Consider the following 15,610-nt stretch of genomic DNA (forward strand, 5'->3'; position numbering starts at 1 on the left):
TGAACCATACGCCTGAGGTCCATACAGTGCCTGACATTAAACTATTTGCCGGTAACGCAACCCCTAGTCTCGCAAAGAAGATAGCCGATCGTCTATTTTGTAAACTTGGAGACGCAGTGGTTGGCGTGTTCAGCGACGGTGAAATCAGTGTCCAGATTAACGAAAATGTACGTGGGGCGGATGTGTTTATCATCCAGTCTACTTGCGCACCAACTAACGATAACTTAATGGAACTTATCGTGATGGTTGATGCATTACGTCGTGCATCGGCTGGCCGCATTACTGCGGTTATTCCTTACTTTGGTTATGCACGACAAGACCGTCGTGTTCGTAGTGCTCGTGTCCCTATTACCGCTAAAGTGGTTGCAGACTTCCTATCAAGCGTTGGTGTTGACCGCGTATTGACTTGTGACCTTCACGCTGAGCAGATCCAAGGTTTCTTCGATGTGCCAGTAGATAACGTATTTGGTAGCCCTGTACTGCTAGAAGATATGCTAGGAAAAAAACTCGACAACCCGGTTGTTGTTTCTCCTGATATCGGTGGTGTAGTACGTGCTCGTGCTGTAGCGAAACTGCTTGATGATTCAGATTTAGCAATCATCGATAAGCGTCGTCCTCAAGCCAACGTAGCGCAGGTTATGCATATCATAGGTGATGTTCAGGGCCGTGATTGCATCATAGTCGATGACATGATCGATACAGGCGGTACTTTATGTAAAGCGGCTGAAGCACTGAAAGAGCATGGCGCAAACCGTGTATTTGCTTATGCTACTCACCCTGTATTCTCAGGTAATGCAGCGAAAAATATTGCTGAATCAGTAATTGATGAAGTCATTGTGACCGATACTATTCCGCTAAGCCCTGAAATCGCAGCACTAGATAAAGTCACTCAGTTAACTATGTCTACCGTGATGGCCGAAGCGATTCGTCGTGTAAGCAATGAAGAGTCAATTTCTGCGATGTTTAAGCAGTAATTATTAATAGTTACTGACTTTGCCACACAAAAAACGCACTCAATCGAGTGCGTTTTTTATTGGCTCATTTTCAATAAGACGATTAATTCCAATCAGCATAAGAAAGAGCTTCTTGGCAACTCATTCAAGGCGAATGGATTATGGATTGGTTATTCCTTATGGGACCATTCAACGTAGAAGTAGAAAGCTAAAAATATGCCTAACAGGCGGGTTTAGCACTTCTGATGCCATATTAACGAGTTTGACCGTAGAATAACTATGTGCTCCCCCCTTCCCTCAGAATCGCTAGATTCTAACTGAACGATGACATCCTTATGCTGATTAGTATTATCTTTGAAATTGCGAAAAAGAAGCCTAGGCATCGAGCGGGTAAAGAAGGGCTAGAAATAGACTATAAGGTGCATGAGGTAGGCTAAAGCATGTGCTTGCTGTGATTTAGTACGCAAAAGGGCAATAAAAAAGCCTGTCTACAAGACAGGCTTTTTATTAAATAATGGTACGGGAGGAGAGACTTGAACTCTCACACCTTGCGGCACCAGAACCTAAATCTGGCGTGTCTACCAATTCCACCACTCCCGCACTGCGTCTAGTTTTATATCCTGATAAAGATAACGAGTTCATCATCTGGCGTGTCTAGCTAAGTTCAAACACCACCACTCCTCGCATGTATCAGTTTTATATCCTGATAAAGATAAATATGGCTGGGGTACCAGGATTCGAACCTGGGGATGCCGAGATCAAAACCCGGTGCCTTACCGCTTGGCGATACCCCAATAAGCTTTCGCTTTAGGTTAGCAACAAGAGTATCACTAACTAAAAATAAATGGTACGGGAAGAGAGACTTGAACTCTCACACCTTGCGGCACCAGAACCTAAATCTGGCGTGTCTACCAATTCCACCATTCCCGCACTACGTCTAGTTTTACATCCTGATAAAGATGGTAGCCATATTGTCGGGAGTTAGTTCCAACTTGCTACTTTATTTATCTTGTCAGTCGTAACTGAAAAGATCTAATCAGCTGTAACTGAAAAGATGGTAGCAATGGCGGGACTTGAACCTGCGACCCCAGCATTATGAGTGCTGTGCTCTAACCAGCTGAGCTACATTGCCACATTTACCTTTCGATAAATGGCTGGGGTACCAGGATTCGAACCTGGGGATGCCGAGATCAAAACCCGGTGCCTTACCGCTTGGCGATACCCCAAAACTGTTGAAGCGATTTAGATAAGCATTAATCCAGAAAAATTTACACTGAAAAAATGGCTGGGGTACCAGGATTCGAACCTGGGAATGCCGAGATCAAAACCCGGTGCCTTACCGCTTGGCGATACCCCAATCAATCTGCTTCAAGCTAATGAAAATATATCACTAGCTAAAAATAATGGTACGGGAGGAGAGACTTGAACTCTCACACCTTGCGGCACCAGAACCTAAATCTGGCGTGTCTACCAATTCCACCACTCCCGCACGGAGTTATCAATTTTATATCCTGATAAAGATAATCCAAATATACATCTTAAATAGATGGTAGCAATGGCGGGACTTGAACCTGCGACCCCAGCATTATGAGTGCTGTGCTCTAACCAGCTGAGCTACATTGCCATCTATTTGGATCTTGCCCCTCTTGCTGAGGAACGGGGCGTATTATGCTTATTCAGCGTATGCAGGTCAACAGCTTTTTTTCGCTATTTTAAACTATGAGATCCATTCGCTTATAAACTCACCAAAGTGAGCGAGGCTTATCCAATAAAAGTGTGAAAATGGCGATTTCAGACGATTAACTTAGCTAAACCGCTATGTTTACAAAATAAAAACGACCCAAGGTTCTACTTGAGTCGTTAATCAAAAGCACGGCGAGAACGCCAATGATTTTAGGTTTATCTCGTCACTTAAACGTTAAACAAGAAATGCATTACATCGCCATCTTTAACCACATAGGTCTTACCTTCGACACGTAATTTACCCGCTTCTTTAGCACCGGCTTCACCTTTATATTGGATAAAGTCGTCGTATGACATCACTTGAGCACGAATGAAACCACGTTCGAAATCGGTGTGGATCACACCTGCGGCTTGCGGTGCACATGCACCAACACGAACAGTCCAAGCGCGAACTTCTTTTACACCTGCAGTAAAGTAAGTGTGTAAATCTAATAGCTCATAACCGGCACGGATAACGCGATCTAAACCAGGCTCTTCCAGCCCCAAATCAGCCATAAACTCATCTCGGTCTTCGGCGTCCATCTCAGCAAGTTCAGATTCGATTGCCGCACAAACTGGTACTACAACCGCATTTTCAGCTGCCGCAATTTCGCGAACCGCATCAAGATGAGGATTGTTTTCAAAGCCATCTTCGGCAACGTTAGCAATATACATAGTTGGCTTTAACGTCAGGAAGTTAAGATAGTGAACTGCCGCTAACTCTTCTTTAGTTAGATCCATTGAACGTAGCATATTGCCTTCGTCCAATACTGGACGCATTTTTTCCAGTACGCTAACTTCAAACTTAGCTTCTTGATCGCCGCCTTTGGCACGTTTTTGCTGACGAATGATGGCGCGCTCACAAGAATCTAAATCAGCCAGCGCCAATTCGGTGTTGATCACTTCGATATCACTTGCAGGCGATACCTTGTTAGCAACGTGAACAATGTTATCGTCTTCGAAACAACGAACAACATGGCCAATCGCGTCAGTTTCACGGATGTTAGCCAGGAACTTGTTACCTAAACCTTCACCTTTAGATGCACCGGCTACCAAGCCTGCGATATCCACAAACTCCATGGTTGTCGGTAAGACACGCTCAGGTTTAACAATTTCTGCCAACGCTTCTAAGCGTAGATCGGGCACTGGCACCACACCGGTGTTAGGTTCAATAGTACAGAAGGGGAAGTTCGACGCTTCGATACCCGCTTTAGTTAATGCATTGAACAGTGTCGATTTACCTACGTTTGGTAGGCCAACGATGCCACATTTAAAACCCATACTTTTACCTTTATTCAATAAGTATTATCGGCCGAACCAATAATAATGCTGTTCACATCTGCAGGCCTTAGCGCCAACAGCGTTGTAATTAACCTGCTTTATATGAATGCAGACGATGCATCGCCTTACTCATATCTTCTTTAAATAGGACTTCTGTCGAACGAACGGCCTCATCGACCACTTCTTCGATAAGACGCTGCTCTACTTGCGGCGCCTTACTTAATACAAAATTGCTCACCAAACTTTTGTCACCAGGATGACCAATACCAATGCGCAAACGATAGAAGTTTTTATCATTGGCAAGTTTAGCAATAATATCTTTTAAACCGTTATGTCCGCCGTGGCCGCCACCGAGTTTAAATTTAGCCACACCAGGAGGCATGTCTAGCTCATCGTGGGCGACTAGAATTTCTTCCGGTTTAATGCGAAAGAAATTAGCCAAGGCGGCAACCGATTTACCACTGAGATTCATAAAAGTGGTCGGGATCAGCAAGCGGACATCGTGACCAAATAAGGTTGCTCTTGCAGTCAGGCCATAATATTTACTGTCTGCAACTAATGAAACGCCACAAACACGCGCTAGCTCGTTGACGTACCAAGCCCCGGCGTTATGTCTTGTTTGTTCATATTTGTCGCCCGGATTAGCAAGCCCAACAATCAGTTTAATATTGCTCATTTAACCTATGCCTATCTCGCAAACGCATAAAAAACGCGGCATTTTAGCACGGGGCTGCCATTGCAACAAATCCGATAAAATAAAGCCCTTATCAAGACTGATTAAGGGCTTTATTTCAGAAGGAATTATAAAGAAATATGGTTACAACCCCATGGCATATTTGAGCACTTGCCGCTTAATCGGTGAGTCGATATTAGCCACTTTAAGCGCCGAATTACGCAATAATTTCAGCGGCAATAGATCGTTACTGAAGCTGGCGTAAAACAGATCCATGGTGGTCATCATCAGCTGATTATCACGATAACGGCTGGCTTGATACTTGGCTAATAACTCATTAGTCCACCAGCTCTGCTGCTGTTTAATCGCCTCTTCAAAGCAAGATATTAATGCGGCCACATCTTTAAAACCTAGGTTTACCCCCTGCCCAGCTAACGGATTTATCGTATGGGCCGCATCACCTAAGATCACTAAGTTATCATCATAATAGCGCTGCGCATGACGGCGGGTAAGTTTAAAGCAGCCATGGTTAATCACCTTAAAGCTGCGATCGAGTCGCTGTGGAAATACCTGCTTAATCTGTTCAGCCAACGCAGTAGAATTTAAGCTCGACAGTTGCGCAATGCGATTAGCATCATCGTACCAAACTAAGGAGGCATTATTTCCCGGCAATGGCAACAAAGAACGGGGGCCTTTCGGCGTAAACTGTTGCCAGGTAACATCTTGCTCTGGGAGCTCTGTTTCAATATTGATCAACATCGCAGATTGAGCATAGTCCCAGCCAGTGATACCAATACCCGCCCACTGACGTACTTGCGAGTTAGCCCCATCGGCACCCACCAGTAATCGAGTCTCTATGATCTGTTGATTATCTAAATGCAGTTTAATGCCGTTGTCTATACGCTCAAATTGGCTCACTTTGGCTGGGCAGATCAATTGTAAATTGTCATAACCTTTACAGGCTTGCCACAGCGCAAGTTGGATCACGCGATTTTCAACGATATGACCAAGATGAGTCGCACCAATTTGATCGCTGTGGAACTGGGTAATAAAGCCTTCCATCTCCCAGGTTTCTAATCCTTTATAGGCGACTTGCCGCATTGAGGCGATAGCCTCAAGAGCCCCAAGACGTTCGAGTAATTTTTCCGAGGCAACACTAATGGCTGAAACACGTAAATCCAGCGGCTGCTCTGGACTAAAGGCTTTAGGTTCAAATGCTTCAACCAGCGCCACAGACAGCCCGAGTTGCGCCAGGCCGATAGCCGTTGCGGCTCCGACCATACCACCGCCTAAAATCACCACATCCTTGGTTAAAAATTGGTTTTGATGCTGACTCACCCTAAGAATCACTCCATTTTTTACTTAATTTGTTTCTATTGTATTTAATACGTGTACAAATGTGACTGACAGCTCACATACTCATAATTGGTTACAAAGCCCACAATCCGTGTCGATGTTTCTTTTCTACACTGCACCTGAGCCTACAAGAATAGGCTTAAATCAAACCTAAGTTTACACCCCCCATTATGTCACGGAGTGTCATATGAAAAGTGCAATTTTAGTCGGCCTATTAATGAGTGCTTCATTGTTACCCAACGTATACGCCGCATCAACCGACGCAACATTCATAAATGCTACAGCAGAGATGGAAACCATTACTATAACTTATCGTTCACCGTTCGATTATGCCCTACATCAATATACGGTTGAATTACTGAATCAGTTTAGAATGGAGATAGATTCGAGCATTAGCTATCAAGCCCGTCGAAGTAGCCAAGCAATGTATGAAGCCTTCAGTGCGGCTCACATCGCCGAGAATGATTTCAGTGAAATGGCTTTATTAGCAAAGGCTAACAACACCGCACCAAAGTAATTTTTAACATATAACGTGCAAACGCTAGCCAGCGTGCGCCTCAAAGGGTAAAATATCGCGCTATTTTTCCCAGTAATGCAACACGGCGCAAACTGATGAGTAAGAAACTCCATATTAAAACTTGGGGCTGTCAGATGAATGAGTACGACTCATCAAAGATGGCCGACCTACTAGACGATTACCAAGGTTATACCTTAACCGAGGAAGCAGAGGAAGCAGATGTACTGCTTTTAAATACCTGTTCTATTCGTGAAAAAGCACAAGAAAAAGTGTTCCATCAGCTTGGTCGATGGAAGACATTAAAAGATAAAAACCCGAACCTCATCATAGGTGTCGGTGGCTGTGTTGCCTCGCAAGAAGGCAAGGCGATTAAAGAGCGCGCTCAATGTGTTGACCTTATCTTTGGTCCACAAACCTTGCACCGTTTACCTGAGATGATCGAGCAGATCCAGCAAGGCGGAAAAGCCGTTATCGACGTGAGCTTTCCAGAAATTGAGAAATTTGATCGCCTACCAGAGCCTCGCGCCGAGGGACCGAGCGCGTTCGTCTCTATTATGGAAGGCTGTAGCAAATACTGCTCTTTCTGCGTGGTGCCTTACACCCGAGGTGAAGAAGTCAGCCGTCCCGTCGACGATGTGATCCTTGAAATCGCCCAGCTAGCCGAACAAGGTGTACGTGAAGTTAACCTGCTTGGACAAAACGTAAACGCATATCGCGGTGCGACTCATGACGATGATATCTGTACTTTTGCAGAACTACTTCGCTATGTGGCGGCAATTGACGGTATCGACCGTATTCGTTTTACCACTAGCCACCCCATTGAGTTTACTCAAGACATTATCGATGTGTATGAAGACACGCCAGAATTAGTGAGTTTCCTCCACTTACCAGTACAATCGGGTTCGGATCTGATCCTGACACAAATGAAACGTGGCCATATGGCCATCGAATATAAGTCGATCATCCGTCGTCTCCGTAAAGCGCGTCCTGATATTCAAATCAGTTCTGACTTCATTATTGGTTTCCCGGGTGAGTCTAAACAAGACTTCGCCGACACCATGAAACTGATTGAAGATGTTCAATTTGATCACAGCTTTAGCTTCATCTACAGCGCACGTCCTGGTACACCTGCGGCAGATCTGCCTGATGATGTATCAATGGAAGAAAAGAAAGAGCGCCTAGCCATATTGCAAGACCGCATCACTCAACAAGCAATGCGTTACAGCCGCCAGATGTTAGGCACAGTACAGCGCATCTTAGTTGAAGGTCCATCGGTGAAAAACCCAATGGAGCTGCGTGGTCGCACCGAAAATAACCGAGTGGTGAATTTCGAAGGTGATCCTAAGCATATTGGTAGCTTTGTCGACGTTGAGATTGTTGATGTGTATACAAACTCACTGCGCGGTAACTTTATCCGTGGTGAAGATGAAATGGATTTACGTCGCGATCTACGTCCATCGGATATCTTAGCTAAGCATAAGAAAGATGATGAATTAGGGGTTACCCAATATATCCCTTAAACGCTGATATCACAGCGTCATAGGTTAGCGAAAAGCGACTGCCACTACAGTCGCTTTTTTATTGCAATATACCGTAATATTTAGCAAATCATTTTCGACAAATTAGGGTTAGCATTTAACCTTAATGCCTCGTAAACTGTGTAACACAGCCGTTCACTTTTTCGTGGCTAAAGACAAACATCATTTGGAGTTATTTTTGTCAAATAAATTAACCACTCTTAATCTGTATTTAGAGCCTTCTGATACCCGCAGACTTGCGTCTCTTTGCGGCCCTTTTGATGACAATATCAAACAATTAGAACGTCGTATCGGCGTCGAAATTAATTACCGCAACAATCATTTTCAAATTGTCGGCCAAGCTAGAAACTGTCTTACTGTCAACAACTTATTAAAAGAGCTCTATATCGAGACTCAACCGGTTCGTGGTAGCACGCCCGATCTCGAACCCGATACAGTTCATGTCGCCATTCAACAAGCTATCGCCATTGAGGCTGAAGCCCCTCGCGATGACAAAGAGTTGTATATCAAGACCAAACGCGGCGTGATCAAACCCAGAAACCCAAATCAAAGCGATTATGTGGCCAATATTGTTCGCCACGATATCAGCTTTGGTATTGGCCCTGCTGGAACTGGTAAAACTTACCTTGCGGTTGCGGCGGCGGTAGATGCTCTAGAACGCCAAGAAGTCAGACGTATTTTGCTGACCCGTCCTGCGGTAGAAGCCGGTGAGAAACTTGGATTCCTACCAGGAGATTTAAGTCAGAAGGTCGATCCCTATTTACGTCCTTTATATGACGCCCTGTTTGAAATGATGGGCTTTGAAAAGGTTGAGCGTTTAATTGAGCGTAGCGTGATTGAAGTCGCTCCTTTAGCCTATATGCGCGGCCGTACCTTAAACGATGCCTTTATCATCCTAGATGAGAGCCAAAACACCACAGTCGAACAGATGAAGATGTTTTTGACTCGTATTGGCTTTAACTCTCGAGCCGTGATCACCGGTGATATTACCCAAATCGATTTACCGAAAAGCCAAAAATCTGGCCTACGTCATGCCATCGAGGTATTGAGTCAGGTTGATGAAGTTAGCTTTAACTTCTTCCAAGCTAAAGATGTTGTGCGCCATCCTGTGGTTGCCCGTATCGTCGAAGCCTATGAAGTTCACGAACAGAAGCAGGCCAGCGAAAAAGCCAAGCGAGATAGCGAACGTCAAGCTCGATATACGCCAGAGACCAGCATGCAAGGAAGCGAGCATAATGACGCATAAACAGCAAGCTATTGATCTCGCTTTAGATCTACAAATCGCCATCGACAGTAATAGGCTGCCCACTCAAACACAATTTGAAACTTGGGTGCGTTTAGCATTGGATCAAACCATGCCTGAAGCCGAGCTGACGATACGCTTGGTTGACGTGGCTGAGAGCCAGCAGTTAAATCACACTTATCGCGGTAAGGATAAGCCGACAAATGTGCTATCCTTCCCTTTCGAATCGCCACCCGAGGTTGAACTTCCACTGCTTGGCGATTTGGTGATCTGTGTGCCTGTGGTCGAAGCGGAAGCTAGCAGCCAAAACAAGCCCTTAGAAGCCCACTGGGCGCACATGGTTGTACATGGTTGTCTTCATCTGCTAGGGTATGATCACATCGATGAAACTGAAGCAGAAGAGATGGAGTCGTTAGAGACTCAACTAATTGAAAGCCTAGGCTTTCCTAATCCTTATAAGGAGCAATGATTGACCATTTTGGTCAGGAAATAACTATGAGTGATGATATCCCACCGAGTACCAACGCCCACAAGAAGGGCTGGTTAGAAAAAGTAAGTCAGTTATTCCAGGGCGAACCACAAAATCGCGATGAACTAGTGGAGGTGATCCACGACGCTGAACAACGAGAAGTGATCAGCGAAGATACTCGCGAAATGATTAAAGGTGTTTTAGAAGTCTCCGATCTGCGCGTGCGTGACATCATGATCCCACGAGCACAAATTGTGGCGCTAAAGATAGATAACACGGTAGAAGAACTGCTATCGACGGTTATCGGCTCGGCACATTCTCGCTTCCCCGTAGTCAATGAAGATAAAGATCATATCGAAGGCATTTTGCTGGCCAAAGATCTGCTTCAGTATGGCTTTAAAAACAGCGATGAACCTTTCTCACTCGAACAAGTTATTCGTCCCGCCGTTGTGGTACCCGAAAGCAAAAGGGTCGATGTATTACTCAAAGAATTCCGCTCACAACGCTATCATATGGCGATTGTTGTCGACGAATATGGCGGTGTTTCAGGCCTAGTCACCATTGAAGATATTCTCGAAGAGATTGTCGGGGAAATCGAAGATGAATTTGACCATGACTCTGCCGAAGAAACTGAGATCCGCAAAGTCGGTAAACAGATCTACATGCTTAAGGCATTGACACCTATCGAAGACTTTAACGAAACCTTCAATACACAATTTAGTGATGAAGAGTTTGATACTGTCGGCGGTTTAGTCTCCCACGCTTTTGGTCACCTTCCTGAGCGTAACGAAAAAATCATCATCGATGATATTGAATTTAAAGTGATCAGCGCCGATACCCGCCGCTTGGTTCAGCTCAGAGTTAAGTTACCCGATACACAAACAGAAGACGATAACTTCTAAGTTATCCATTCCTTATTTAGAGACATTAATGCTGCAACAACTTAGGGCATTTGCCCAAAAGCCTCTGCTTAAACTGGTACTTGCCTATTTGGCAGGTGCCAGTACCGCACTCTCATTTGCCCCTTATAGCATATGGCCCATCTACTTTATCGCGCTGGCTTTTGCTTTAGTGCAGAGTGAATCGCTCACGCCAAGGCAGGCTTTTAAATATTGGTTGAGTTTCGGTTTTGGCTGTTTCTCTACCGGAATAAGCTGGCTTCATGTCAGCATGGCCGACTTCGGAGGTATGCCCTTAATCGCTTCTTTAGCATTAATGGCGCTTTTGGCTCTCTATCTCGCACTATATCATGCGATTTCAGGCATGTTGCTTGCCAAGTTATCAGTATCCATGTCGCGTTCGATCAAATATCTATTGTTGTTCCCCGCAATTTGGGTGGTGATGGAGTGGGCCAGAGGTTGGGTGATTACAGGATTCCCATGGCTTTGGGCTGGCTATACTCAAACCAGCGGCCCGTTAAGTCCGCTTGCCAGCATAATAGGGGCGTTAGGCCTTAGCTATATTGTAGTGATGTTTGCAGGTGCCTTAGCACTGCTATTTATTCAAGTCGAACGTCCTGTCATTAAACGCGCTGCGACTATCATTGTCAGCAGTGCGCTATTACTGCTCGGCAGCCATTTCGCCCAGCGTCTTTCGCCTATTGACGAGACAGGTAAACAAGTTAGAGTCACCTTAGTACAAGGGAACATTGCGCAAAGCATGAAATGGCAGCCCGAGGAGCTTTGGCCCATCATTCTTAAATATATGGAGCTATCTCGTCCCCACTTAGACGATACCGATATTTTTATCTGGCCAGAAGCTGCTATTCCCGCAACCGAAAATATGGTGCAACCCTTTTTAGATAACGCGAACAAAGTCGCTAATCTTAACGATGCGGCCATTATCACAGGGATTATCAGTCGCCCACAAAAGCAGTTTTATAATTCTCTTATCGTGTTGGGGAATTACAATCAATCTCATCAAGATGCTCCCGATTATCAAGGTAATGGCGAAAATGAATTTAGAAAACATCACCTGGTCCCTGTCGGTGAGTTTGTTCCCTTAGAAGATTTGCTGCGTCCCATCGCGCCATTTTTTAACTTACCCATGTCGTCATTTGCACGGGGAGATTATCAACAGCCAAATCTTAACGCTGTCGGCCACCAACTTGCTCCGGCGATTTGTTACGAAATAGTCTTCCCCGAGCAGCTTAGGGCTAACGTCAATGATGATACCGAGCTGTTGTTAACCGTATCCAATGATGCCTGGTTTGGTCATTCAGATGGTCCATTACAACACATGGAAATTGCCCAGATGCGAGCCATCGAACTAGGGCGACCTCTTGTGCGCGCCACCAATAATGGCGTCACCGCAGTGGTAAATCCACAAGGTAAAATTACCGATAAGTTGCCTCAATTTGAAACTGCGGTACTGCATGCCAGCATCCCACTAGTAAAAGGCGAAACCTTATTTTTAAAATGGGGGCAATGGCCGGTGTTAATACTCAGTTGGGGGATTTGTATTATCGCTCTGTTGAGACAATATCGGCTTCGTAGACATAAAGCCCTGTAATACACAAAGCGCTCAACATCTTGAGCGCTTTTTTGTAGATGAATAATTTCACTCAGTACCAAGTTATTATGGTGCTAACGCCTCACGAGTAAATTGCTCGCAATCGCACTCGGGACAATCTGGAATGACCCCTGGAAATTCGATACGCATCTCATGACCACAGCCTGTGCACACTAAGGTTCCCTGCCCCACAATCTCACCGCTTTTGTAGTAACCTTGATGTTTTATGTCTTGTGTTACCTCATGCCACTCAATCTGACTGCGGTCGGTGATCTCACTCAACCAATGCCAAAGCGTATTTTCGGCAGCAATAACGGTTGGGCTGTGACTTAACTCTTCGGCGTTTTGTTCTTGTAAATAGTTGGCGATCTCACGTTTTAAGAAATGTTCCACCAAAACGAGTTCATCTTCTTTAGCCTGCTTCTTGATCAGCAAGAATTCTTTACTGGCGGTAACAAGCTTATATAACTCTTTGACTGTCTTTGAATTATCTTCAGAAAAATCCAATTTAACTTGCGCTATCAGAGCCTCATAAAGCGACAGTAACTCAGTACTTCTTTCACTCATGTTCAATACTCCTTCATGCGAACCTTTTTAATGACTCACTTCTAGTTTATTCTATGCAGATCTAACTCGCGACTCGCGCGATCTGGCGCGAAGAATAAATAATAAGCGGCATGGCCGGGAATCATCAATGCAAGAGCAATATCTACCTTCAGAGATTGAAGCTAAGGTGCAACAGCACTGGCAAGACACTAAAACATTTGAAGTCACCGAAGATGAGAGCAAGGAAAAATTCTATTGCCTCTCTATGTTTCCGTATCCTTCGGGCCGACTGCATATGGGCCATGTCCGTAACTACACCATAGGCGATGTCGTCGCTCGTTACCAGCGTTTACAAGGCAAAAACGTATTACAACCTATTGGTTGGGATTCTTTCGGCCTACCAGCAGAAAATGCGGCAATTAACAACAAAACCGCACCAGCGCCTTGGACTTACGAAAACATCGACTACATGAAGAACCAGCTAAAAATGCTCGGTTTTGGTTATGATTGGAGCCGTGAAATCGCCACTTGTACACCTGAGTATTACCGTTGGGAACAATGGTTCTTCACCAAGTTGTACGAAAAGGGCTTAGTCTACAAAAAGACCGCTTCGGTAAACTGGTGTCCAAATGATGAAACCGTACTGGCGAACGAGCAAGTACAAGACGGTTGCTGCTGGCGCTGTGACACTCAAGTGGTTCAGAAAGAGATCCCACAGTGGTTCATTAAGATCACTGACTACGCAGAAGAACTGCTAAACGATATCGATCAGCTCGATGAATGGCCTGAGCAAGTTAAGGCGATGCAGCGTAACTGGATTGGCCGCAGTGAAGGTATCGAAATGACCTTTAAGGTCGATGGTAGCGAACAAAGCTTCGATATCTACACCACTCGTCCCGATACCGTTATGGGCGTGACCTATGTTGCCATTGCAGCAGGCCACCCATTAGCCGAACAAGCTGCAGCAAATAATCCTGAGCTTGCCGCCTTTATCGAAGAATGTAAAAACGCCGACACCACCGAAGCGGCCATGGCTGCGATGGAGAAAAAAGGTGTCGATACCGGTCTTAAAGCCGTGCATCCATTAACCGGTAAGCTAGTGCCTATTTGGGCCGCCAACTTTGTATTGATGAACTATGGTACTGGCGCGGTGATGTCGGTTCCGGGTCACGATCAACGTGATTACGAGTTTGCCACTAAGTACGGTTTAGCTATCGAAGGCGTGATCAAGCCAGTAGATGGCGAGCTGGATATCAGCACTGAAGCTTATACTGAAAAAGGCATTTTGTTTAATTCTGCAGAGTTTGACGGCCTTGACTTCCAAGCTGCATTCGATGCCATCGATGCCAAACTTACCGCTGAAGGTAAAGGTAAGCGCCAAGTAAACTTCCGTCTACGTGATTGGGGTGTATCGCGTCAACGCTACTGGGGTGCTCCAATCCCTATGGTGACACTGGCCGATGGCACTGTGATGCCAACGCCTGAAGATCAACTGCCCGTTGTTCTGCCAGAAGATGTGGTTATGGATGGTATCCAAAGCCCAATCAAGGCAGACAAAGAATGGGCTAAGACCCAAGTCAACGGTCAAGAAGCCTTTAGAGAAACGGATACCTTCGATACCTTCATGGAGTCATCTTGGTATTACGCGCGTTACTGTAGCCCGCAAGCAGACCAGATGCTTGATCCAGCCAAAGCTAACTATTGGCTTCCAGTGGATCAATATATCGGTGGTATTGAACATGCATGTATGCACCTGCTTTATTTCCGCTTCTTCCACAAACTGCTGCGTGATATCGGCTTAGTGAACAGTGATGAACCAGCCAAACGTCTATTGACTCAGGGAATGGTATTGGCTGATGCCTTCTACTACACCGATGAAAAAGGTGCACGTGTTTGGGTTTCACCAAACGATGCCACTGTGACAGAAACTGATGACAAAGGTCGTATCGTAAAAGCCGTAGACAGCCAAGGACATGAACTGGTGTATACCGGCATGAGCAAGATGTCCAAGTCGAAAAACAATGGTATCGATCCACAAGAGATGGTCGACAAATACGGTGCCGATACCGTTCGTCTATTTATGATGTTTGCCGCGCCGCCAGAGTTAACTTTGGAATGGCAAGAGTCAAGCGTAGAAGGCGCACATCGCTTTATTAAGCGGCTGTGGAAACTGGCACACGATCATGTATCTCAAGGTCCAGTGAGCGAACTCAACCTTGCCTCTCTGACTCCAGCACAGAAAGAGCTGCGTCGTGAATTGCACAAGACCATCGCCAAAGTTGGTGATGATGTCGAGCGTCGTCAGATGTTCAACACCGCAATTGCGTCAGTGATGGAGTTGATGAACCGTCTACTGAAAGCGCCAATGGATGACCCACAAGACCGAGCGCTGATGCAAGAAGCATTATCAGCCGTGGTACGTCTGCTTTATCCAATTATTCCACACACTTGCTTTAGCCTATGGCAAGCCTTAGGCTTTGAACAAGTGATTGAGGAAAGCCAGTGGCCGCAAGTAGATGAGTCCGCCTTGGTGGAAGACAGCAAGCTGATTATCGTTCAAGTAAACGGTAAGCTGCGCGCAAAAATCACCGTTGCCGCCGATGCCGATAAAGAAACGGTAGAAGCTGCAGGATTAGCCGAAGAAGGCGTGCAGAAACACACAGAAGGTAAAACGGTACGCAAAGTGATTTATGTACCGGGCAAACTACTTAATATCGTAGCGAACTAAGCGCGCCATTATTGTAGTCAATGGCTCAGTCATCACCGCGATGACTGAGCCTCACAACTTATGTTTACAGCTT

General features: G+C 45.4%; 12 protein-coding genes and 8 tRNA genes. 8 read left to right on the forward strand and 12 right to left on the reverse strand.

What is annotated here, in order from left to right; genetic code table 11:
- Positions 1-26: 26 nt before the first annotated feature.
- Complete coding sequence (locus L1D21_RS10645) at positions 27-974, forward strand: ribose-phosphate pyrophosphokinase (protein ID WP_239845224.1); 948 nt, start codon at positions 27-29, stop codon at positions 972-974.
- 494 nt (positions 975-1,468) lie between these two features.
- Here L1D21_RS10645 and L1D21_RS10650 read toward each other — a convergent pair.
- The 11 genes from L1D21_RS10650 to L1D21_RS10700 all read right to left on the reverse strand — a co-directional run bounded on the left by L1D21_RS10650 (position 1,469) and on the right by L1D21_RS10700 (position 5,967).
- Positions 1,469-1,553: transfer RNA gene (locus L1D21_RS10650), tRNA-Leu, on the reverse strand.
- Between the two features lie 119 nt (positions 1,554-1,672).
- Positions 1,673-1,747: transfer RNA gene (locus L1D21_RS10655), tRNA-Gln, on the reverse strand.
- Between the two features lie 51 nt (positions 1,748-1,798).
- A tRNA-Leu gene (locus L1D21_RS10660) sits at positions 1,799-1,883 on the reverse strand.
- Positions 1,884-2,008: 125 nt separating this feature from the next.
- Positions 2,009-2,085, reverse strand: a tRNA-Met gene (locus L1D21_RS10665).
- A 19-nt stretch (positions 2,086-2,104) separates the two neighbouring features.
- Positions 2,105-2,179: transfer RNA gene (locus L1D21_RS10670), tRNA-Gln, on the reverse strand.
- A gap of 56 nt (positions 2,180-2,235) precedes the next feature.
- Positions 2,236-2,310, reverse strand: a tRNA-Gln gene (locus L1D21_RS10675).
- 47 nt (positions 2,311-2,357) lie between these two features.
- Positions 2,358-2,442, reverse strand: a tRNA-Leu gene (locus tag L1D21_RS10680).
- 58 nt (positions 2,443-2,500) lie between these two features.
- Positions 2,501-2,577, reverse strand: a tRNA-Met gene (locus L1D21_RS10685).
- Positions 2,578-2,864: 287 nt separating this feature from the next.
- Positions 2,865-3,956, reverse strand: coding sequence for a redox-regulated ATPase YchF (gene ychF / locus L1D21_RS10690; RefSeq protein ID WP_239845225.1), 1,092 nt, complete (start codon positions 3,954-3,956; stop codon positions 2,865-2,867).
- 88 nt (positions 3,957-4,044) lie between these two features.
- Positions 4,045-4,632, reverse strand: a complete 588-nt coding sequence (gene pth / locus L1D21_RS10695) for an aminoacyl-tRNA hydrolase (RefSeq protein WP_239845226.1) — start codon at positions 4,630-4,632, stop codon at positions 4,045-4,047.
- A 141-nt stretch (positions 4,633-4,773) separates the two neighbouring features.
- The gene (locus L1D21_RS10700) at positions 4,774-5,967 is read right to left on the reverse strand and encodes an FAD-dependent oxidoreductase (protein WP_239845227.1); all 1,194 of its coding nucleotides are present in this window, start codon (positions 5,965-5,967) and stop codon (positions 4,774-4,776) included.
- A gap of 205 nt (positions 5,968-6,172) precedes the next feature.
- On the opposite strand from L1D21_RS10700, the gene L1D21_RS10705 reads away from it, so the two are divergent.
- The 6 genes from L1D21_RS10705 (at position 6,173) to lnt (ending at position 12,263) form a co-directional block, all read left to right on the forward strand.
- On the forward strand, positions 6,173-6,502 hold the full coding sequence (locus tag L1D21_RS10705; protein ID WP_239845228.1) for a hypothetical protein: 330 nt from the start codon (positions 6,173-6,175) through the stop codon (positions 6,500-6,502).
- Positions 6,503-6,597: 95 nt separating this feature from the next.
- Entirely contained in the window at positions 6,598-8,022 is a 1,425-nt protein-coding gene (gene miaB / locus L1D21_RS10710) for a tRNA (N6-isopentenyl adenosine(37)-C2)-methylthiotransferase MiaB (protein WP_239845229.1), read from the forward strand.
- Positions 8,023-8,218: 196 nt separating this feature from the next.
- Positions 8,219-9,286, forward strand: a complete 1,068-nt coding sequence (locus tag L1D21_RS10715) for a PhoH family protein (RefSeq protein ID WP_239845230.1) — start codon at positions 8,219-8,221, stop codon at positions 9,284-9,286.
- Positions 9,276-9,752 carry an rRNA maturation RNase YbeY gene (gene ybeY, locus L1D21_RS10720; protein ID WP_239845231.1) on the forward strand — a complete coding sequence of 159 codons (477 nt, stop codon included), beginning with the start codon at positions 9,276-9,278 and terminating at the stop codon, positions 9,750-9,752. Before L1D21_RS10715 ends, ybeY begins: the two co-directional genes overlap by 11 nt.
- Before the next feature lie 26 nt (positions 9,753-9,778).
- A complete protein-coding gene (corC, locus tag L1D21_RS10725) occupies positions 9,779-10,654 on the forward strand; it encodes a CNNM family magnesium/cobalt transport protein CorC (RefSeq protein ID WP_239845232.1) in 876 nt (291 codons plus the stop codon).
- A 28-nt stretch (positions 10,655-10,682) separates the two neighbouring features.
- Positions 10,683-12,263 carry an apolipoprotein N-acyltransferase gene (lnt, locus tag L1D21_RS10730; protein ID WP_239845233.1) on the forward strand — a complete coding sequence of 527 codons (1,581 nt, stop codon included), beginning with the start codon at positions 10,683-10,685 and terminating at the stop codon, positions 12,261-12,263.
- Between the two features lie 66 nt (positions 12,264-12,329).
- Here the strand turns inward: lnt and L1D21_RS10735 are convergent, their stop codons facing one another.
- A complete protein-coding gene (locus tag L1D21_RS10735) occupies positions 12,330-12,830 on the reverse strand; it encodes a zinc ribbon-containing protein (RefSeq protein ID WP_239845234.1) in 501 nt (166 codons plus the stop codon).
- Positions 12,831-12,957: 127 nt separating this feature from the next.
- Between L1D21_RS10735 and leuS the strand changes: the two genes are divergently transcribed.
- Complete coding sequence (gene leuS, locus L1D21_RS10740; protein WP_239845235.1) at positions 12,958-15,537, forward strand: leucine--tRNA ligase; 2,580 nt, start codon at positions 12,958-12,960, stop codon at positions 15,535-15,537.
- Positions 15,538-15,610 lie beyond the last annotated feature (73 nt).

Source organism: Shewanella sp. Isolate11, from assembly GCF_022398315.1.
Lineage (GTDB): Bacteria > Pseudomonadota > Gammaproteobacteria > Enterobacterales > Shewanellaceae > Shewanella.